The sequence below is a fragment of the Paenibacillus sp. J5 genome (genome assembly GCF_054955055.1).
Genome location: NZ_JBUEDD010000003.1, coordinates 208,416 through 230,856, shown reverse-complemented (window position 1 = coordinate 230,856; position 22,441 = coordinate 208,416). Strand labels below are relative to the sequence as shown.

The window sequence follows — 22,441 nt, the reverse complement described above, 5'->3', positions numbered from 1 at the left end:
GGTTCTATGCTTAACATGAGCGGCGCCTCCAAGAGCGTCACTCTGCTATATCAGCCGTTATCCCTTCGGATTGAAGGAGCTCTTCAGAGATACGATACGGTTGAATACGAGCTGACCCGCATCTGCAAAGCGCGGATCGACATTGAAGTAGCCATGACGGAAGAACTGGAACTTGTCATGAGCATTCACACTGGACATATTCGGCTCCACGAAGCCGTGCAGCACCTCCAGCGAGTTCGGATTGATGCACTCCATGAACGGCTTGCCATCCTCCTCGGCCTCATCCGTAATGAGCGGCTCATACAGCCGGAATTCGGCAGGCACTGCCTGCGAAGCCTCCACCCAGTGGATCGTTCCCTTCACCTTGCGGCCAGTAAACCCGCTCCCGCTCTTCGTCTCCGGGTCATAGGTGCAGCGCAGCTCGACCACATGGCCGGACTCATCCTTGATGACCTCCTGGCACACGATGAAGTACGCATGCTTGAGACGCACCTCATTGCCAGGGAACAGGCGGAAATATTTGCTCGGCGGATTCTCCATGAAGTCGTCCTGCTCAATATAGATCTCGCGGGAGAATGGAATCTGGCGGCTGCCCAGCTCCTCGTTCTCCGAGTTATTCTCTGCTTCCAGCCATTCGGTCTGTCCTTCCGGGTAATTCGTAATAACCACCTTGAGCGGCTGCAGCACCGCCATCGTGCGATTCGCCTTCAGCTTCAGATCCTCACGGATAAAATGCTCCAGCATCCGCTCATCGACCGTGCTGAATGCCCTCGCCACACCAATCTCGCGGCAGAACGCGCGCAGCGCCTCCGGCGTATACCCCTTGCGGCGCAGCCCGGAGATCGTCGGCATCCGCGGATCATCCCAGCCGTCCACCGCCTGCTCGTCCACCAGTTGCTTCAGCTTGCGCTTGCTCATGACCGTATTGGTCACATTCAACCGTGCGAACTCGTATTGCTTAGGCGTCGCTTCCATCTCACATGCCGCAATGACCCAGTCGTACAGTGGGCGATGATCCTCGAACTCCAGTGTACAGATGGAATGCGTCACGCCCTCGATCGCATCTCCCAGCGGGTGGGCATAGTCGTACATTGGATAGATGCACCACGCATCGCCTGTCCGGTGATGATGGGCATGTGCGATCCGATACAGTACCGGGTCGCGCAGATTAATATTCGGAGACGCCATATCGATCTTGGCGCGCAGCACCTTCTCGCCATCCTTGAACTCTCCTGCGCGCATCCGGCGGAACAGCTCCAGATTCTCCTCCACGCTGCGGCTGCGGTACGGACTGTCCGTCCCCGGCTGGGTCAGCGTGCCGCGCGTCTCGCGAATCTGCTCGGCGTTCAGGTCGCAGACATAAGCCAGCCCCTTCTCGATCAGCTTGACCGCGCGCTCGTACATCTCCTCAAAATAATTCGAGGCAAAGCACAGATTGTCCCATTCAAACCCGAGCCAGCGCACATCCTCCTGGATCGACTCCACATATTCCGTCTCTTCCTTGAGCGGGTTCGTATCATCGAAGCGCAGATTCGTCTTGCCGCCGAACTCATCAGCCAGCTCGAAATTCAGACAGATCGACTTGGCGTGACCAATATGAAGATAGCCATTGGGCTCCGGGGGGAACCGGGTTACAATCTCGCTTACCTTGCCGCTGTTGAGATCATCGATGACGATGCTTTTAATGAAATTTGAGGACGATGTCTTGTTCTCCACTGCAATCAACCTTTCCCGTCAATACTTTGATAACTCCGATATATAAATGCCTGTATCTCCTTATAATACACAATTTTGCTGTGGAATATAAGCTTTCATGACAACCGTGCAACAAAAATCACCGATGGCACGTTTCAACTAGAAGACACGCCCTGGTAGCCGCCTATAATATTTTTACAGGTTTTGTACGATAAACACTAGGGAGCCAACATGCAAGACCATTCTATTATTTCTGCAAGGTAAGGTGTAATCGATGGACAAAAAAATCAAGAAAGTCAGAACGCCGCTCGGACTGATCGGCATCAGATGGTACAAGAGCAAGGATGGCACGCGCTGGATTCGATTTGGAGAAAACGGAGAGCGCAGGCGGATTGGGCGCGGCCTCTTCCTCCTCACACGAACAGCAACCATCCTGCTCATCGTAGCTCTCCTGGGCTGGAACGGCTACAAATTCGGCATGAGCTACGCCTCGGACAAGATGATCGAGCAGCTCTCCGACCAGTTCGTCAATGCCGAGGAGATCGAGCGGATGAAGCAGGACCCGGCCGTTCAGCAACTGCTTCTTGACCACGCCGACGAGCTCGGCAAGGAATATATCGACAAGCTGAACCTCCCATCCGTCCCGGCGACCCCCGTCACTCAAGGTACGACACCGCCGGTCAAGCCCGACGCAGCAGACGGAAGCCAGGCGACCACAGCGCCAGACGACCCGTCCTCCGCGTCAGAGGAGCAAGGCAAGAGCAGACTGGCCGTCAAGACGAAGGAGGAAGCACTGCAACTGCTGCTAGGCAAATTCTCCATGGACGAGCTGAAGACCCTGGCGAATTCCGCCAAGGGAGGGCTGACTGATCAGAAGAAGGTGGAGATCAAGAACACCCTGATGGAGCGCCTGACCTCGGAGGAATTCGAAGCCGTCAAGGTAGTCGTGCTGATGGAGCTGCTCAAGAAGGAAGGCTGAGCGGATACTGCGGTTCGGTCGACAGCCGTCATTGCAGCACTGCACCTCGCGCGAGGAGCTGCGTGCAGTGCGGGGAGCTGCGTGCAGTGCGGGGAGCGAGCGCGTGAGCCTTAGGCCAGTGCCTTCACCCGCTCCCCCGCCCTTCGCTCCGACTCTCCGTCCCGCCTCTGGGCGCAGCTCGCGCCCAGGAGGCATTTTCCCTCTGCCTTCATGTCTGGCAACCCGCCTACCTCTACATTACTCACCCAGCGACAGTACGCCGGTGCTGGATAACAGCACCAGCAGCACGAGCAGCGGCACCACATAGCGCAGCATGAACAGCCACAGCTTCAGCCACCCCTTATGAATGCCCGCCTCATCCGCCGCCCCCTTCCACACATAGCCGACGAACAAGGTCACGATCATGCCGCACAGCGGCAATATGATATTCGCGGAGATAAAATCCATCCAATCAAAGAATGACCTGCCCGCAACGTCCAATCCATCCACTGCCCCGCCGACGGACAGTACGGACGGCACCCCGAGCAGGAAGCACAATGTGCTCACAGTAACAGCGGACTTTGTACGGCTCCAGCCGTATCGATCCATCGCCCATGCTACCGGCACCTCCAGGATCGAGAAGGCCGAGGTAATGGCAGCGATCGCCAGCAGCACGAAGAACAAGCCCCCGAACAAGCCGCCCAGCGGCATCGCCGAGAACGCCGCCGGGAGCGCGACGAATACCAGCCCCGGCCCTTGCGACGGCTCCAAGCCGAAGGCGAAGGTTGTCGGGAAGATAATGAGTCCCGCCAGCAGCGCATACAGCAGATCGCCTACACCGATGGCAATCGTAGCCGTGCCCAGCGACTGCTCCTTGTCCACATAGGCGCCATAGGTCATCAGCACGCCCATCCCCAGCGACAGGGAGAAGAACGCATGCCCCAGCGCAATGAGAAATGACTGCGGCGACAGCTTGGAGAAATCCGGCTCCAGGAAGAAGGCTACACCTTCCCCTGCCCCGTCCAGCATCAGCACGCGCACGACGAGCATGAGCAGCAGGATCACCATGCCGGGAATGAGAATCCGATTATAGCGCTCGATGCCTCCGGCGACTCCCCTGGCGATGACGTAGCCGACAATGATCATAACGACGATCTGCCAGATTAGCGGTGAGAACCCACCGATGAAGCCCTCGAAGCGCGCACCGTAGCTCTCGCCGTTGAACAGCTTGCCGCTGAACGAGAGCATCGCATAATGAAGCGTCCAGCCTGCGACCACGGCATAATAAGAGAGAATGATGAACGGGCCAGCCACAGCCAGCAGACCCAGTCGACTCCAGGTCTTGCTGCCGCTTAGCCGCAGCAGCGAGGTCGAGGCATTGCCTCGCCCGGCTCGTCCAATCGTCATCTCTGCCAGCAGCACTGGCAAGCCAATCAATACAAGACAGATGATGAACAGCAGGAAAAAGGCCGCACCGCCATATTTGCCGGTAACATAAGGGAACTTCCATATATTCCCCAATCCTACAGAGCTCCCGATCGCTGCAAGGATAAATCCATAATTCGTGAACCGCTCCGCGCGGTTATGATTGGTATGATGTTCGTTCATGCCCAACGCTCCTGTTCTTTACAAAGATACATAATGAATCCTGTAGATGAATTAGTATTTACCATGGCCGCCTGCGCTCATTCATTTTCTACCGGGTACATATATAGTGTATAATGAGCACAAACTCACTCCGTAGAAATGAGGGTCTATCATGAGAACACAATGGATGGTCATCTCCGCATTGCTGTTTGCACTCGTCACCGCCATCTTCGCCGTCATTAACGTGGACAAGGTTCAAGTCAACCTCGGCTTCGTCCAGACCCAATCCCCGTTAATTCTGGTCATCCTGGTCTCGACACTGCTTGGCGGTCTGACCGTCTTTCTATTCGCCATCTTCCGCCAACTCAAGCTGTATCGCACGATCAAGCTGCTGGAGAAGCGGATTGCCGAGCTGGAATCAGCCACTCCTGCTGGCAGCGCGTCGTATAGCAGCGCCTTCGGCGAGGAGGCTCCTTCCGATTCAGCATCGAATAGGAGCGCTCAGGATACCTCCCTTCACAAGGAGCCGTAGGGCACTGGGCACGGTCAGACACGCCTAGCCATGAACCCGGTCAGTTGGCTGGGCTCATGGCGATTACGAGAACCCGCTCATAAAATTAACACTGCAAAAATAAAATAGTCTGAATATTTACATTATTCCGCAAACAGAGTATAATAGAGTCATCCCCAAACGAAAGGAGCGCACAACACCGGTTCACCGTTATTGTTTAATCGGTTGCTGTATCAGCATCTTCTCAAGAAGAAACTAGTAGCGCGTTCAATATCAGGGGAGAGGAGGAGCATCCACCCAATTGAATAATGTCGATGACGAACGATAGGGATGACCTTTATCTTTAAGATAAGAGGTCATCCCTATTACGTATGACACCTCCACATTAGCACTATAGAATCGGAGATAACAGCCTGGCAAGCGACTCCTTGAATCTCAGCATCAGCGAACGGTTCTGATAATTCTCCAATGTTAGCTCGGTGCTCGTGCGCATGTCCCGCTCATAGATCTGCTTGAGCCTGGTTGCCGTCGCCGTATCATAGATGAAGGCATTCATCTCAAAATTCAGCCTGAAGCTGCGGATGTCAATATTGGCGGTGCCGACTGAAGCAATCTTCCCATCCACCACGATCGTCTTGGCATGCAGGAAGCCGCTATTATACAGATACACCTGCACGCCGCTCTCCAGCACCTCGCCCAGGTAGAACGACGATGCCCAGTAGACCAGCTTGTGATCCGGCTCGTTCGGAATCATAATCTTGACATCGACACCAGAGATCGCAGCCAGCTTGAGCGCAGTCAGCAGACTGTCATCCGGGACAAAATACGGCGTCTGCAAATAGATGCTCTCCTTGGCGGCATAGATCATCTTCAGGTACCCGTTCTTGATCTGCTCCAGCACAGAGTCCGGGCCGCTGGATACGATCTGCATCCCGACGGAGCCGCTTCCTTCCGCCGTCTGGAAATATTCCAGATCGAGCGGAATCTGCGCGGTCGACGCCAGATTCCAATCCAGGATGAACTGTACCTGAATTTGCTGTACAGCCCCGCCCTCCAGCCTCAGATGCGTGTCGCGCCATGGGCCGAAGCGCTTGGTGATGCCGAGATACTCATCTCCGATGTTAAAGCCGCCGATATAGCCATATTGACTATCGATGATCACCAGCTTGCGGTGGTTGCGGTAATTCAGACGCAGATTGAGCAGCGGGATGCGAGATGGGAAGAAGGCTGCCACATGCCCTCCGGCATCGATCAGCTCCTGCACGAAACGGCGCTGTAGACGACGCGAGCCGACATGGTCGAACAGAAACCGCACCTCCACCCCCTCGCGGGCTTTGCGGACGAGCGCATTCATTAGCCGACGCCCCAGCTCATCATCCCGTACAATAAAGTAAAGCATATGAATGTGCTCCCGCGCATTTTCAATATCCTCCAGCAACGCATCAAACTTGCTCTGTCCATCCGTAAATATCTCGATCCGGTTATCCTGCGTGTACAGCGAATGACCGCTAACCAGGTGCATCAGAATGAGATCATGATAGTCGGAGATTGCCGGGTCCTTGAATTCGATTTTCCGCTGCTCCAGCATATGGAACTGATTTTTCAGCAGTGTACGCGCATAATTGAGGCGATCCTCCTTGATGCGGTAGATTTTGCGTCGGCTCAGATTCTGCCCGATGATGAGATAGAGGATGAAGCCGACACTGGGGAGAAAGGATAATACCAGCAGCCATGCCCAAGTCGCTGCAACATTGCGCCGCTCCAAGAAAATAACGACGCCTGCAAGAACGAAGTTCAACACGTATAACAACGTGATCACATTTTGCAGCATGCTTTAGCAAGCCCCCATTCTGTCTTGTATACTACCTCTATTATCTATAAAATCGGCAAAAATACCAGTCTATTATTATTCACAGCCGTCTTGCAGCAGCAAAAAGAGCAAGCACTGTGGCATCCCCACAGGCTTGCTCTTATGCTGCTTTGTATACTTAGCTTCAACTCCTGCTTCGCATCACCGACACGGGCGCCCTGCATGACTAGGCGCGTGCAGCTTGCGCCCGAGGACGAGCTACCGTCCTGCGCGAATGGAAGAGGCTCCTTATTCAGTCTTCGCCGGCTCCTGCTCGGTCTTCGCCTCGTCCTTCTTCTCGTCCGAGCTTGGATTGCTCTCCGTGCTCTTCTCTGGCGTTTCCTTGAGCCTATTCTCGATGGCCGATTTGGCCTTCAGCTCCTCCAGCCATTGACCAGACTTCTGGTAGACCTCCTGATCCTTAAGCTGCTCGGTAAGCTCGTCCTTCTTCTCTTCATAGGTAGGTGTCGATTCTTCCTTGCGCTCCGTTACTTTAATAATATGGTAACCGTGTTGCGTCTTCACAATCTCGCTCAGTTCGCCTACCTTCAGGGCAAATGCCGCCTGCTCGAACTCTGGCACCATCATGCCGGTTCCGAAGAAGCCCAGATCGCCGCCATTATCCTTGGACCCTGGATCCGTCGACTTCTCCTTCGCCAACGTCGCGAAGTCCGCTCCGTCCTTCAGTTGCTGCAGGATAGCCTTCGCCTCATCCTCGGTAGCCACCAGGATATGCGATGCTTTCACTTCCAGTGGAGTCGTCATGTATTGCTTGTTCGTTTCGTAGAACTCCTTCACCTTATCCTCACTCACGTCAATCGTCGGCTCCAGCAGCTTGCGCAGCTCGACCTGATGATACATCTGCTTGCGCAGCGCCTGTTCGGTGAAGCCGCTCTGTGACGCCAGGTTCAGCAGTTGCTCCTTAGAGCCGTATTGCTTCTCCAGCTTCGCCCATTCCGCGTCCACATCCGCATCGGTAACCGTAATCCCTGCTTTCGCCGCCTCCTGACGCAGCAGCTCCTCCGTGATCAGGTTCTCTACGGCGTTCGCTCCGCCTGCCTCCACCATCGAATCATACAATGTATTCTTATTGATCTCCACGCCATTGACTACCGCTACCACGTCATTCGAAGCCTTCCCGCTGAGCGGCCCGGTTACCGCTACCACAATCAACAGCACGAGCAGTACGAACGACACACCCATCCACACTGCGGCAGCCTTGTTCGGCTTGGCAGCGGATGCCGCTGGCTGCTCTTCCTGCAGGCCATCCTGTACCGGCTCGCTATATTCCCCTCTCCCATCCTTGCTATCTGTATCATGCTCATGTTCATGCTCCGCGAAGCTCTCTCTCTGTTCTTCTGCGTTGCGGCGCTCCTCATGTTGATCGTTGCTGCTATGGTCCTTAGCCGGGTCGTCGCCGCCCTGCAAGGAACCTGGTACCTTGTTATCTTCCTCTTTCATTGTTCTGCCCCTTCCCTCATTGGCTATTGCAAATTCTCTAAATACTATAACAGATTTACAGAAACTGTACCTTAAATCAAAATAAAAAATCTATCCCGTCTCTCCGGACAGCACCCGCCGCGCCCTCCTTCTCCCTGCTGCCAAACCATCCATCCCTATCGTGAGTCGAATGGGGCACATGAGATAACTATACAGAATTTAGCAACTTCAGTTTAATAATTGCAGCGAAACGTTAATTACGTGTACACTTCTATAGAAGCCCTCAATGGCCGAGATTTTATAAGGAAGGTGCAGGCATGTCCATTAAGCTGAAGTTGTCCATCTGTATTACGCTTGTCGTGGCGATCGTCTTATTCCTGAATATCTCCATCTTTTATTTTACGACAAGGGACGGGCTTATATCCAGTGCCAGACAACAATCACAGACCATCGCCGAACAGATTGGCATCGCCCTTGAAGTCTCCGAATCCTCGCGTCAGAGCATGGAGGAATCCCTGGGTCAGATGCTGCGCATGGCAGCTCTGACCGCCTTGCAGCAGCTTCCTTCCGACATTGACGACGTAACCAACGAACAACTGGTACGCCTTAGCCAGGAGCTTAATATTCAAGATATTACGCTCTGGCGCAAGGATGGCAGTGACATCATATCCGAGAAATCATCCGAGCCGGACGAAGTGGGGCTAAGCTCCAGAAGCTGGGGCTACTGGCACACCGCCTTCACACAGCTATTCGAGCAACAGAAGGTGACGATCCCGCAGGGACAGAAGCTGCTGAACTTCTGGTCCGGGCCCTACAATTATGCGACCTCGAATCCCGACCAGATTAATAAATGGGGCTACTACTACAATGGATCAACCAACTACATCATCAATCCCTACATCAGCGCCGAGTCCTTGCTCTCCTTCAATGAGCGGTTCAGAGTCGATACGCTCCCCAGACTCATCCATGGCTATGACAGCGTCCTTGAGATTAACGGCTTCGACCCCGAATTCACCGGCAAGGACCCGATTCTTCGCTTGAAACGAGGTCGGATTGTCCACAATCTGGATGTTCGCTCCGTCCTCTTCGGCAGCAATCACTACGTCAACCCCGACCCCGCCGTCGATGTTGACAGCATTCACGCGGCTGCTCAGACCGGGGAGCTGCAGATGCAGACAGCCGAGATTAACGGCAAGCAGGTGACCAAGTATTTCATTCCTTTTCAAGGAAAAGACAAGCCTTATGTATTCAATATTGTGCTCGATCAGCAAGCGATTGAGCGGCCACTCTATGACCAGTTGCTGCTGCAGACGCTGATCTCTCTCTCCTTGCTGATGATTACGCTGATTAGCAGTTATTTTATATCCGGTATTCTGATTCGCTCGCTGTACCAGATCATGTCCAAGGTGAACGATATTTCCTCTGGCAATTTCGGCGCACGCATCGAGCTGAGCGATGCCAAGGATGAATTCGGCCTGCTGGCCTCCAGAGTGAATCTGATGTCAGACAATCTGCAATTGTATATGAGTCGGCTGAAGAATTCGGCCGAGGAGCTGCGCAGCACCAAGGAATACCTCGAATCCTTCATTAATCATACCTCGGACGCCATCCATGTCTCCGATCTGGAGGGCAATATCACTCAGGCGAACCGGGCATTCCAGCAAATCTACGGCTGGGACATCAAGGAGGTAGAGGGCGGACTGCTGCCCGAGCAGCTACAGGTGATGCGAGAGGAGGAGCTGGCGCTGATCAGTCGGATCATGGAAGGGGAGACGGTGACGGACTATGAGACCGCGCGGATCACCAAATCCGGTGGCCATGTGGATGTTAGCCTCACCATCTCGCCGATTCGGGATGAGAACGAAGAGGTTGTCGCGATTGCTACCATCTCCCGCAATATTACGGACCGCAAGCAGACGGAGGAGATGATTCTTCGTTCAGAGAAGCTGTCCGTCGTCGGTCAGCTTGCCGCAGGCGTGGCGCATGAGGTGCGCAACCCGCTCACCACTCTGAGGGGCTTTGTGCAGTTGCAGAAGACGAAGGGCACTGTTAGCGAGAGCCATCTTAATATTATGCTCGCAGAGCTGGATCGCATCAACTTCATCGTCAGCGAGTTTCTCGTCCTGGCCAAGCCGCAGGTCATCTCTATTCAGACGTTCAATCTGCGCAAGCTGCTGAGCGATCTGGTCATGCTGCTGGACGGACAGGCCAATCTCGACAAAATTCAGATTCAGGTTCCAGAGCAGGGCCCGCCCATGATGGTAACCGGGGAGCCGAATCAACTGAAGCAAGTCTTCGTCAATCTGCTCAAGAATGCGATGGAGGCCATGCCCGGAGGAGGAACCATTTCGATGGAGATGGAACAAAATAAAGAAGGGATGGTCATTGTCCGCGTCCACGATGAGGGAGCGGGCATCGCCAAGGAGGATCTGCAGCATATCGGCGAACCGTTCTTCACCCGCAAGGACAACGGCACGGGTCTGGGACTTATGATCTGTCAGCAGATTATTTCTCATCACAAAGGAATACTCAATGTATACAGTGAGCTGGGGCAAGGTACAACCGTTGAGGTGATATTGCCCGCTGCTGCCAGTGAGCCTATACTCGGCCTATAAGGAGGATTGTCCGATGGATTTGCGAACATTGCGGCTCGATGAGCCGTCCATTCATAACTTTAGCGAGGAACGGGATGAATATGAACGCGATTATGCGCGCATGATTCAGTCCCCTGCCTTTCGTCGGCTGCAAGGAAAATCTCAAGTATTCGGCGCTGGAACCGGTGATTATTATCGGACACGACTCACCCATTCGCTTGAGGTGTCACAGATCGCCCGCGAGGTTGCCCGTCGTCTGACCAAGCGTTATCCATTTCTCTCCCGCAAGGAGCACCCTGGACTGATGATGGAATCGGCTGTTGTCGAGTGCGCGGCGCTGGCGCATGATCTGGGTCACCCTCCGTTCGGACACAAGGGAGAGGCCGTACTGAACGGCCTGCTCCTGCAGCATAGCGGCATCCCCTATGAGGGCAACGCGCAAAATTTCCGCATTCTGATGTTTCTGGAGAAGCGCGCTGGCAGCGGCAGCGGTCTCGATCTGACGGCGGCCGTGCTGCTGGCCATTAATAAATATCCGTTCTCGCTGGGCGTTCCTGGCATGCTCAAGGGACTGTACACCTCCGAATGGGCGGCCATCCAGGAGCTGCGCGACCTGTGGCAGATGCCTGAGGGCTGCGGCACGCTGGAGACCCAACTGATGGATCTGTGCGACGACATCGCTTATTCCACGCATGACATCGAGGATGGCATACGCGCTGGCAAGATCCGCATGGATCGCGCCTTCTTCGAGGACAATCGCGTCGTCGAGCTGCTCGTGCAAGAGATTACACAAGATGAGCATAACAGCGATGTCTGTTGGGATGAGGTCGACATCCCGTCCATGGTGCGTAGCGTGCTGTCCAGCTATTACGCGCAATGGGAGGAAGTCTATGCCGCCTGCAACCGCGACTCCTCGCGCACACGCAAAGAGATGAAGGCGCGCTGGGTCAGCATCTTCGCAGGTGGTGTCGGCATCATCGACGATCAGGCGCACAACTGGAAGCGCGTCACCTTTGTCCGTGACGGACAGAAGGATTATGAGCTGCTGCGGACGATGGAGGTGTTGAAGAAGCTCGCCTGGGTAACGCTGATCAAGGATTTTCGCGTGCAACGACTGCAGATGCGCAGCGAGATTCGCATCCGCAGGCTGTGGGACAGCTTCATCGATCCGGATTATGGGCGGCTCATCATCCCCCCGGACTGGATCAATAACTATGAGCAGCACAAGCAGCAATGGCCCTGGGCCCGCTTCGTTGCCGACTACATCTCCGGCATGACCGATGCCTATGCAGACAAGGTCTATGCCGAGCTGTTCTCAGGCATATCCGGCTCGATCTATGAGAAGGACTGAGCACGGCAAGCAAGCACAGGCGTTACTTCGATACCAGTTAAAAAAGCGCGAGCGGCCAGCATGCGGATCATTTCACTTGATCCCTGCATGCTGACGCACTCGCGCTTTTGGCTGTGCCGTCAATCTGGAATGTATAAATGCTTATCTCTTCCAGGCATCGGCTTCCGCCTTGCTCCCTTCAGCTCTTGCCTTCACCGATGTCGTATCGTCGTATCAATGGGAGACGTTGCCGCCCCTGCTGCTGGTGTGCCCAGCCACGTGGTTGCCCGTCTCGCCGCTGCGCTTCATGAAAGGCCACCAGTTGGCCTCCCCGAACATGCGCACCATGACCGGTACGAACAGCGGCAGCATCACTAGTGCATACAAGAATAATCCACTTAATACGAGTGTTGCAATCTGGAGCAGCGACATAACGCCGGACGGCAGCATCGCGGCGAAGGTACCACCCAGGATGAGCGCAGCGGACATAATGACCGTCCCCATGTTCTTCATCGAGAGCAGGATCGCCTCCATCGGCGACATGCTACGGTATTCCTTGAACCGATCCATCAGGAAGATACTGTAGTCAATACCTAGCGCCATCAGCATGACGAAGCCGAAGAACGGCACCGCCCAGCTTACGCCCGAGTAGCCCAGAATACGGACGAAAATCACCTCTGTCATCGCGAGCGACGTGTAATACGTCAGCAGCAGCGATGCGACCAGATACACCGGAATAACAAACGAACGGAACAAGATGATCAGAATAAGCAGAATGCCTGCCAGCATGAAGATCGCCGTGCGGGAATAGTCCGCAGCCGAGATATTTTTCAAGTCGTTGTTCGTGCTGGATACACCGCCTACCGCCAGCTCTGCCTGTTCAAAGGCTGTGCCCTTAATCGCCCGTGCTGCTGCTTCCTGCAGCAATGGTGTCTTCTCCAGCGTCTCTGTCGCATACGGATTGCCTTCGAAGACCACCTCGAATTTCGCCAGCTTGCGATCCTCGGACATATACACATCAAGCGCCGATTGGAATTCCTTCTTGTCGAGTGCCTCTTCCGGCAGGAACCAGCCTGTCATCTGACGGTTCGATACACCGGACAGCTCATTCAGATAGGTCTGGGCGGATTGCAAGCCGTCCGATACCTGTGTCAAGCCGTCGACGCTCTGATTGAGACCATCCGTCAGCTTGGATAGCTGTCCATTAATATCTGCGAAGCCGTTCTGCAGCTCCTTCTGACCACTCGCCAACTGCTCAAAGCCACCTGACAGCTCTGGAAGCTTCTTAATAATCTGCCCTTGCCCATCGGCTGCTTGCTGAACGCCTGCCTGCAGCTTGCCGATTCCCTCCGCAAGCTGACCCAGCCCGTCAGCCAGTTGCTCCTGACCGGAGATGGCCTGACTCAGGCCGCCATTGGCCTGCTCCATCCCACCGCCTATGCCTGCCAACTGCGTATTCAACTGTGTCAGCCCTTGGCCGATCCCCTCAGCCGTTGCCTTCGAGATCGCTAGCGATTGCTGCAGCTCGCCGAATATCGCATCCTCCTTCAGCTCGGGATGCGCCTCACCGAGCGCGCCCAAGCGCTCCAGTGTGCCGCCCAATTGAGCCGCAAGCTGACCCTGCTTCTCCGCCACATCCGCGTAGCCCGCGGACAGTTGACTGACACCGCCGCTCATCTGGCGATAGCCATCCAGCAGCGACTTCGATGCCTGCGCGAGCTGGTCGGCGCTTGCCTTGGCCTGCTCCAGCCCGGCCTTCAGCTCGCCCGCTCCCGCGGAGCCGTCGCGCAGCCCCTTCTCGATCTGCTTCAGGCCGTCACCGAGCTGAACGACGCCCGACTTCAGCTTATTCGTGCCATTGATTAGCTGCGCTGTACCATCGACAGCCTCATCCAGCTTCGGCGCATTATCACTTAACGCCTTGCTGGCATCGGCCAGACCGTCGCCGATCTTGTTCAGGCCGTCTCCGCCTTCGCCCAGTCCCTCGCCGAGTGTCTCCACCTGCTTGCCGACCTCGAAATCCTCCAGCGCCTCGCCTGTAGGGCGAGTGGCGCTGCGAACAGCCTTCACACCGTCCACCTTGGCCAGCTCCCGACTGATCTGCTCTACCGCAGCCAGACCTTCAGAGCTGTCGAGCGGCTGATCCACCTTAACCACTACGGTAGATGGGAGAGTGTCGCCAGGGCCGAAGCTGTCAGAGATAATCTCGAACGCCTTGACCGAATTATACTTATTACCCAGCTCATCCAGCGAATTGAACGATACCACTCCCTTGTACGACACCAGGAACGGAACGATCAGCACCGCCAGAATAATCAGCGCGCGCAGCGGACGCTTCAGCGAGAAGGAGCCAACAGCCCCCCACACCGCGCTCTGCTTATGCTCCAGAGAGCCTCGCTGCGGCCAGAAGATCGCCTTGCCCATCACAGCCATAAAGAATGGCACTACCGTCACCAGAGCGATCATCATGACGGCGACTCCCACTGCGACAGCGACCGCTGAGCGGTACAGCATGAATTGAGAGAAGCTGATCGAGCAGAAGCCGACCAACACCGCTAGCCCGGAATAGAATACCGTCTTGCCTGCCGTGCGATATGTGGCAAGCACAGCCTCTGTGCGGTCATTGCTATGCGCCAGCTCCTCCTTGAAACGGCTGATCAACAGAATGCAATAGTCCGTCCCGATCCCGAAGAGAACGGCAACCATGAATATCTGTGTAAAATTGGATAATGGGAAATCAAAATAATGCACCAGGAAAGCAACAATCGACTGTGACACCACGTAGCTCAGCCCGACCGTAACGAGCGGAATGAGCGGGGCAATCGCAGAGCGGAAGACGATGAACAGAATACCGAGAATGAACACCAGCGTAATGATCTCCGTCTTACGCAGCCCTTCCTGAGAGCTTTGTACTACATCCTCCATAATAAGCCAGTTTCCGGTAAAAAAATGGTCGACGCCGATACTCTCCGTCGCCTCATACAGCACATCCCTCATCTCGCCCGGCGTGCGTCCGTCCGGCACGATACTGATGAGCGTCAGCACCGTCTTGCCATCCTCGGCCTTCATCTGCTCTTCCAGCTCAGGCGTAAGGAAATGGCTCATCACTGATGTGATGCCGTATTTAGCCTTATCGCGGTCGAGTGCTTCTACCCCTTGCCGGATCTCTGCCAGATCCTTCTCCGTCAGTCCCTGCTCGTTATGAAAAGCAAGTACCGCCGACTCTGACTTCGACGCCTCCTCGCTGCCATTCTGGAGCTGAATCAGCAATTCATCCGCCTTGGAGGATGTATATCCATCTGGAACTCCGATCTGCCCTTTGTCCCGCACAAGCTGCTCCATGTTGGGCGCACCGAGGAACAGTCCCACTGCTCCGACCAGCCACAGCACCAGAATGAGCCATTTAAACTTCAATATCATCTTCATGTAGCGTTACCGCTCCCCTCTGGAGGTTCACTGAGCACCCGACCCAGCTTCTCAAACAAATACATAAATTGCATGGCCTCTTCTAATTCAAAATGCTGCAGGTACATCCCGAGCATCTCCTGGATCTTCTGATCGAGCGTCTCTGTAAGCTCCTTCCCCTCCCCGGTCAGCTCCAGGTGCGTCACCCTGCGATCCTTACTGTCCGGTCTCCGTTGCAGCAGCCCCTTATCAGCCAACCGGGTTATGATGGCCGTGATCGAGCTCTTGCCTACACAGAACCATTCCGCCAGCTCCGACGAGGTTACGCTGCCCTTTGCATTAATTTTGCGGAGCATAGAAAATTGGTCAATTGTCAGCTCCACAGGGATCAGCTCCCGAATAAAAGCATTCACCCTGCGGTTCACAATGAACATCGTCGTCTCATATCGCCGGATAATATCCGGCAGCATGGATTGATCGACCAATGCTCTGCACCTCCCCCTCCTTGTCCGTGCCTCTGCCTCGTAAGACAACGCCTGACAGCCGACGCGGCATCACATCGATAATTAGTTTGCAGATCGAATAATTTCACGATCAAATAGTTTCACTATTGAACTATATCACCCATCGCTATTTTACGTCAAACTCTGCAAGCGCTATTAATTATGTCTATTATGTGAATTGAAGCATACAGTCTCCTCCATAACGTTGTTCATCCAAAAAAAAGAATGCCTGCTTGCGCGTAGCAAGCGGCATTCTTCAATCGTAAACGGCAGGCGCCGTTCTAGGGCGTGTCTGAACACTCTGAACGGAACAGATCTGGCCGAATTTTCGTTCCAGGCAAGGCGCATTTTCGCAGGCGTACCGGGGGTACGTCAAGAAAAAGCAACGCAGCATGGGGCGAAAAGGCGGGGAGAGATGCCCTTGAACGGGTGTTCAGACACGACCTAATGAGTTAAGCTAGTTATTTGGGGCCTATCGCGATCCAGTTCAGCGTCCCGCTCGGGTTCGGGCTGATCCGGTTTCGAACGATCGTAATGATCGCGCCCTCCGGTGTTTTGGACTGGACATAGGCGAGACAGCACGGGTGGTCAGTCGTCGCTGTCATTGCATACTGGTCGCTGCCAAACGGCGTATCGAACAGGATTACCACATCGAGCTGCTCCTCCTGCGCGTCGAAGGCGAACGGCGACAAGCCGAAGGATTGGCCGATGACATGGTCAGCCGATAGACTGACTACTGGCGAGAAGGCCAGCTTCGACAGTGGCACCGAGCAATCTCCCAGATGCAGCCCGGTGACCGCCCCCGCCTCAAGAACAGGGGGCCCTCCTGCGCTCAGTACCCCTGGTGCCAATTTGTCGGCAGTAATACTGCCTTCAGCTAGCAGTTGACCCGTCAGCGCTCCGGGAGCCAGATGCTCCGGCTGGACTGCCCCGGCGGACAGATGATGCGTGTTTATTGCCCCCGGAGCCAGCTTCGCCCCGCTCACCGCTCCATCCGCCAGCGCTGCCTCGTCCACGGACTCAGAGGACAGATGATGCGTGCCTATTGCCCCCGGAGCCAGCTTCGCCCCGCTCACCGCTCCATCCACCAGCGCTGCCTCGTCCACGGACTCAGAGGACAGATGATGCGTGCCTATTGCTCCCGGAGCCAGCTTCGCCCCGCTCACCGCTCCATCGGCCAGCGCCGCCTCATCCACGGACTCAGAGGACAGATGATGCGTGCTTATTGCACCGGGAGCCAGCTTCGCCCCGCTCACCGCTCCATCCGCCAGCGCTGCCTCATCCACGGACTCAGGGGTCAGATGATGCGTGCTTATTGCACCGGGAGCCAGCTTTCTTCCGCTCACCGCTCCATCCGCCAGCGCTGCCTCATCCACGGACTCAGAGGACAGATGATGGCTCTGCACGGCCTCGGACGAGAGATGCGAGGATATGATGGCGTGCCGTGCAATCTTGTCGCGAGTTACGGCTCCAATATACAGTTGCTCGCTTCCTACAGAAGAGGGCGCAAGCTGCTCCATTCCGATGCTGTCAGATTGAAGGTGGCTGCCGCAGACGGTTCCCTCCCGCAGCTTCGCCCCGTCTATTGTCCCGTCCTCCCAATGGTCAGCCAGGCGCAGCTCACTGCTCAGATGATAGACCGTGACCGAACCGGCCGCCAGATGGTGCGAGCGTACTGCCTTATCTGCCAGATGATGAGCGTCTATCACGCCCGAAGCCAGCTTCGTTCCACTCACCGCTCCATCCGCCAGCGCTGCCTCATCCACAGACTCGGGAGCCAGATGATGCGCGCCTACCGCACCGGATGCAAGCTTCGTTCCACTCACCGCTCCATCCGCCAGCGCTGCCTCATCCACGGACTCAGGAGCCAGATGATGCGTGCCTACCGCACCGGATGCCAGCTTCGTTCCACTTACCGCTCCATCCGCCAGCGCTGCCTCATCCACGGACTCAGGAGCCAGATGATGCGTGCCTACCGCACCGGATGCCAGCTTCGTTCCACTTACCGCTCCATCCGCCAGCGCTGCCTCATCCACGGACTCAGGGGTCAGATGGTGCGTGCCTACCGCACCGGATGCCAGCTTCGTTCCACTCACCGCTCCATCCGCCAGCGCTGCCTCATCCACGGACTCAGGAGCCAGATGGTGCGTGCCTACCGCACCAGAGGCCAGCTTCGTTCCACTTACCGCCCCATCCGCCAGAGCCGCCTCATCCACGGACTCAGGAGTCAGATGATGGCTCTGTACGGCCTCGGGCGAGAGATGCGAGGACACGATGGCATGCCGTGCAATCTTGTCGCGGGTGACCGCTCCAGTATATAACTGCTCGCTTCCTACAGAGGAGGATGCAAGCTGCTCCATCCTGATGCTGCCAGCTTCGAGATGGCTGCCACCGATCGTTCCCTCCCGCAGCTTCGCCCCGTCGATCGTCCCGTCCTCCCAATGGTCAGCCAGGCGCAGCTCACTGCTCAGATGCTCGGCTGTGACCGAACCGACTGCCAATTGCTGAGCGCCTACGCTGCCTGAGGCCAGATGGTGCGAGCGTACTGCCTGCTCTGCCAGATGATGAGCATCTACCACGCCAGAAGCCAGCTTCGTTCCACTCACCGCTCCATCGGCCAGTGCTGCCTCATCCACGGACTCGGGAGCCAGATGATGCGTGCCTACCGCACCGGATGCAAGCTTCGTTCCACTTACCGCTCCATCCGCCAGCGCTGCCTCATCCACGGACTCAGGAGCCAGATGATGCGTGCCTACCGCACCGGGTGCTAGCTTCGTTCCACTTACCGCCCCATCGGCCAGCGCTGCCTCATCCACTACGTCCGGTGCCAGATGGTGACTCTGCACGACCTCAGGCGAGAGATGCCAGGACACGATAGCGTGCCGTGCAATCTTGTCTTGGGTGACCGCTTCAACATACAATTGCTCGCTTCCTACAGAGGAGGGCGCAAGCTGCTCCATCCCGACGCTGCCAGCTTCGAGATGGCTGCCACCGATCGTTCCCTCCCGCAGCTTCGCCCCGTCGATCGTCCCGTCCTCCCAATGGTCAGCCAAGCGCAGCTCATCGCTCAGATGCTCGGCCGTGACCGAGCCGGATGCCAGATGATAGGATTGCACGGCCTGCTCCGCCAACTGAAGGGCAGTTACAGCCCCCGGGCAGATGTGCCCGGTTTCCACCGATAACGGGGAGAGCTTCTGGGAGCTGACGCTACTGTCTTGAAGCTGCTCCGAACCGACACTTCCCGGCGCCAGATGGCGGCTGGACACGGTGCCCTCTTGCAGCTTGCCACCCGGGATCGAGCCGTCCTGCCACTGCTCCGCGGCGAATATCTCGCGTGACAGATGCCTAGGCTCCACAGCACCCGACTGAAGATGGCGGCTGTGCACCGCTCCGTCACCCAGATGCTGTGCCATGAGCGCTCCCGGCGCCACATGGATGCTGCGGATAGCCTCCGCAGTCAGCTTCTCTGGGCCGACCACGCCATCTTGCAGCATCTTGGCACCAACGGAGCCCTCAGACAGATGCTCGCTGCCTACTGAATCTGGCGCCAGATGGCGCCTGCCGACCGACTGAGCCGACAGATGCTGCGCGGTGACCGCATCAGTCACCAGATGTCTTGCGCCGATGCTTCCTTCACAGATTGTATCGGCTCCGACCGCCTTCGCCTCCAGATGGGCAGCCCCTACTGCGCCAGGCGCCAGGTGATCTGCACCGATGCTCTGCGATGCCACGTGACGCGACTGCACCGCCTCATCCGCGAGCGTGCTGTCCGTTACACTGCCTGCTGCCAGCTTCTCAGCCGTTACAGCGCCGTCAACAATCGTCTCTGAGGTAACCGCTGACGCCGCCAGATGACCGCGCTCCACCGCACCCTGCTCCAGATGGGACGCATTCACCGCACCAGCCGCCAGCTTCGTGGCTGTGACGGCTCCATTCGCAAGTGCTGCCTCATCGACTGCACCAGCATCAAGATGAAGCGTGTGAATCGACTCTGGCGCGATATGCGTAGCCGCCACCGAATGCAGCGCCAGCTTGCTCATCGTAACTGCACCGTTGGCTAGGTGGGTGGAGGATACCGAATCCGCAGCAAGCTGTTCCCCGCCCACACTTCCAGGCTGAAGATGCTCGGTGCCGATCGCCAGCCGCTGAAGCTTGCTGCCGGGTATGAATTGTTCAGGCCACTGATCTGTCTCGAATACGTCCGGTGACAGATGCTGCCGGGTAACCGCTCCTGCCGCCAACTGATCGCTGCCGATAGCTGCCGGTTCAATATGCTGGCTCTCCACTGCTGCCGGCGCGATATGTTCCGCTCCTACCGCCTGATGCGCCAGCTTGGAGGCCGTCACCGCCTGATTGCCAATGGCCCGTTCATCGACTGCTTCCGCCTCTAGGTGCTGCCGGGAGACCGACTCCGGGGCGAGCTGTGCGGAGCCTACAGCGGATGACGCCAGATGACCACGCTCCACCGCACCAGGTGCCAGCTTGCTAGAGCTGACGCTCCCGTCGCTCAGCTTGGCGGATGTCACCGCCCGGTCGGTCAGCTTATCGGTCGAGACCGACTCCGGCGACAGCTTGACGGAATTGACGACATAGTCCGCCAAGTGATGGGCAAACACCGTTCCCGCTCCTAGCTGGCGTTCGGTAACCGCACCTGGCGCCAGCTTCGCTGAAGTGACCGCCTCATGCGCGATCGCATCCGTTCCGACGCTTCCCGCCGCCAGATGAATAGCCTCGACAGCGCCAGCCTGAAGATGGCGGCCGCCTACAGCCCGCTCAGCCAGCGCCTGTGAGCCGACGCTTCCCACATCTAGCTTCGACCGGGTAACAGCTCCATCCGCTAGCTGAGCCGCGGTCACGGAGCCGCATGCCAGATGCTCCTCACCTATAGCATCCGGCGCGATCGCTTCAGACCCTACCGCGCCCTGCTGCAGATGCTCAGAGCCTACGATGCTGGACCTAAGATGGCGCCCGCTAACCACACCCTGCTGCAACTGCTGGGCCCCCACACTTTCCGGCGCCAGATGAGCTTGAGTTACGCTGCCGCTGATCAGATGCCTGCTATGCACGGCATAGTCGGCAAGCTTGCTCGCTGTCACACTATAGTCGGACAGCTTGGAGGACGTTACAGCATGGTCAGCGAGCTTGATCGTCGTGACCGCCTGCTCCGCCAGCTTGCTGGAGGTCAATGCGCCATCAGCAATATGACCCGATTCGATCTGTCCGGCTCCGATCTGAGCGGCTCCGATCGCCCCTTCCTGGATATGCCTCCCATCTACGGATTGAGGCGCTAAGCTATGAGCCGTCACCGCCCCCGCCTGCAACGAGCGACTGCCCACCGCGCTGGGGGCAAGCTGCTGCTCTCCGACGGATTCGGGCGCCAGATGGCGGCTATGGATGGACGACTCCGACAGATGGTGTGGCTGGATCAGTCCAGGCTGAAGATGATCTCCGCTTAGCGTCGAAGGACCAATCTGTCGACCGCTGATCGCCCCCTCCGCCAGCTTGCTGCTGGTGACGGCTCCGTCAGCCAGCTTCGCATTATCGACCGCTTCATTGGCCAAGTGAATGCTCTGCACTACACCAGGGCCAAGCTGAGCGGCTCCGATCGAACCCGGCTCCAGCAGCTCGCCCGCGATGCTCTCCAGCCTCAGATGGCGGGCATCGATGGAGCGTTCCGCCAGCTTCTCGCCACTGATGATGCGATCCGCCAGCTTCTCGGGGCCGATCGTTCCATCCTGCAGCTTCCCGCCGCCAATCGCCCCTTCCCGAATGTGCTCGCTCGTTATCGATTGCGGCGCGATATGCGCCTCGGTGACAGATTGAGGAGCAAGCTTCGCTGAGGTGACAGATTGAGGAGCAAGATTGATGCTCTCCACAGCGTAATCGGCCAATTGCTGCGTACTGACACTCTTATGCTGCAGTTGATTCCCGCCAATCGCGCCACGAGCCACCTTGCCCTCCGTGACTGAGCCTGGAGCCAGATCATCCGTATATACCAGCGGCATCGGCATGCTGCGTGCAGCCGCTGCAGCCTGTCGCTCTGTCCAGCGCTGCGTCCGTTCCTCCTGGGTTAGTTCGTCCTCTTCTGCCTCACTGAGTGTGGCGTCTTCCTCGTCAGACACACTCTTCATGCTGCTCTCATCCAGCTCGGGCTGTGACATGGCCTCCTCTTCCCAATCGGTATGTTCCGCGCTATCCCTCCACGTCTTCGCACCAGCTATACCCACATCTATCGCTCCGTCTGCAACATCATCAGCCGCATTAGAGTCCCCCATATTTCTCCATTCCCTTATCACAGGCGAAATCGGCGCGGATGCAGAATGAACTCCCATCTCCTTCTCCGGTATACCCCTGCCGGCTCTGCTCGGCCTGCCCCTGGTCTCCTCATCCAACCATTTCAGCTCGGAGGACCTTGGATTATCAATGTAAAACAGCGGTTTCTTTTCCCTTCTGCGCTTACCTCGCTTGTTCGTCGCCATCGCCTTCTCCTTTGCATCGCCTAGTTTCCTACAGCATATGCATCGATAGGCGGGCAGGTCACAGACTTAACGGCTACAGCCCGTCATGCA

The 22,441-nt window shown here is 56.7% G+C and carries 11 protein-coding genes; 4 read left to right on the top strand and 7 right to left on the bottom strand.

Annotated features, from left to right (window positions below; all coding sequences use genetic code 11):
• Positions 1-57: 57 nt before the first annotated feature.
• Positions 58-1,716: a glutamine--tRNA ligase/YqeY domain fusion protein gene (locus tag ACY1JZ_RS06245; protein WP_270166544.1), complete on the bottom strand. Its 1,659-nt coding sequence runs from the start codon at positions 1,714-1,716 to the stop codon at positions 58-60.
• Between the two features lie 253 nt (positions 1,717-1,969).
• Here ACY1JZ_RS06245 and ACY1JZ_RS06240 point away from each other — a divergent pair, with 253 nt between their 5' ends.
• Positions 1,970-2,674, top strand: a complete 705-nt coding sequence (locus tag ACY1JZ_RS06240) for a hypothetical protein (RefSeq protein ID WP_462628515.1) — start codon at positions 1,970-1,972, stop codon at positions 2,672-2,674.
• Positions 2,675-2,911: 237 nt separating this feature from the next.
• On the opposite strand, the gene ACY1JZ_RS06235 is transcribed toward ACY1JZ_RS06240, so the two are convergent.
• Positions 2,912-4,261 (bottom strand): sodium-dependent transporter, encoded by a 1,350-nt coding sequence (locus ACY1JZ_RS06235; protein WP_270166546.1) that lies wholly within the window; start codon positions 4,259-4,261, stop codon positions 2,912-2,914.
• A 151-nt stretch (positions 4,262-4,412) separates the two neighbouring features.
• Here ACY1JZ_RS06235 and ACY1JZ_RS06230 point away from each other — a divergent pair, with 151 nt between their 5' ends.
• On the top strand, positions 4,413-4,772 hold the full coding sequence (locus ACY1JZ_RS06230) for a LapA family protein (protein WP_270166547.1): 360 nt from the start codon (positions 4,413-4,415) through the stop codon (positions 4,770-4,772).
• A gap of 370 nt (positions 4,773-5,142) precedes the next feature.
• Here ACY1JZ_RS06230 and cls read toward each other — a convergent pair whose 3' ends face one another.
• Both cls and ACY1JZ_RS06220 read right to left on the bottom strand, forming a co-directional pair.
• Positions 5,143-6,582, bottom strand: a complete 1,440-nt coding sequence (gene cls, locus ACY1JZ_RS06225; protein ID WP_270166548.1) for a cardiolipin synthase — start codon at positions 6,580-6,582, stop codon at positions 5,143-5,145.
• A 267-nt stretch (positions 6,583-6,849) separates the two neighbouring features.
• Positions 6,850-8,061: a foldase protein PrsA gene (locus ACY1JZ_RS06220; RefSeq protein ID WP_270166549.1), complete on the bottom strand. Its 1,212-nt coding sequence runs from the start codon at positions 8,059-8,061 to the stop codon at positions 6,850-6,852.
• Between the two features lie 296 nt (positions 8,062-8,357).
• Here ACY1JZ_RS06220 and ACY1JZ_RS06215 point away from each other — a divergent pair, with 296 nt between their 5' ends.
• Positions 8,358-10,655 carry an ATP-binding protein gene (locus tag ACY1JZ_RS06215; protein WP_270166550.1) on the top strand — a complete coding sequence of 766 codons (2,298 nt, stop codon included), beginning with the start codon at positions 8,358-8,360 and terminating at the stop codon, positions 10,653-10,655.
• 13 nt (positions 10,656-10,668) lie between these two features.
• Positions 10,669-11,985, top strand: coding sequence for a deoxyguanosinetriphosphate triphosphohydrolase family protein (locus ACY1JZ_RS06210; RefSeq protein ID WP_270166551.1), 1,317 nt, complete (start codon positions 10,669-10,671; stop codon positions 11,983-11,985).
• Positions 11,986-12,198: 213 nt separating this feature from the next.
• Here the strand turns inward: ACY1JZ_RS06210 and ACY1JZ_RS06205 are convergent, their stop codons facing one another.
• The 3 genes from ACY1JZ_RS06205 to ACY1JZ_RS06195 form a co-directional block, all read right to left on the bottom strand.
• Positions 12,199-15,390 carry an MMPL family transporter gene (locus tag ACY1JZ_RS06205; RefSeq protein ID WP_462628514.1) on the bottom strand — a complete coding sequence of 1,064 codons (3,192 nt, stop codon included), beginning with the start codon at positions 15,388-15,390 and terminating at the stop codon, positions 12,199-12,201.
• Entirely contained in the window at positions 15,387-15,854 is a 468-nt protein-coding gene (locus ACY1JZ_RS06200; RefSeq protein WP_462628513.1) for a MarR family winged helix-turn-helix transcriptional regulator, read from the bottom strand. Before ACY1JZ_RS06200 ends, ACY1JZ_RS06205 begins: the two co-directional genes overlap by 4 nt.
• 479 nt (positions 15,855-16,333) lie before the next feature.
• Positions 16,334-22,147, bottom strand: a complete 5,814-nt coding sequence (locus tag ACY1JZ_RS06195) for a WIAG-tail domain (protein ID WP_462628512.1) — start codon at positions 22,145-22,147, stop codon at positions 16,334-16,336.
• Positions 22,148-22,441 lie beyond the last annotated feature (294 nt).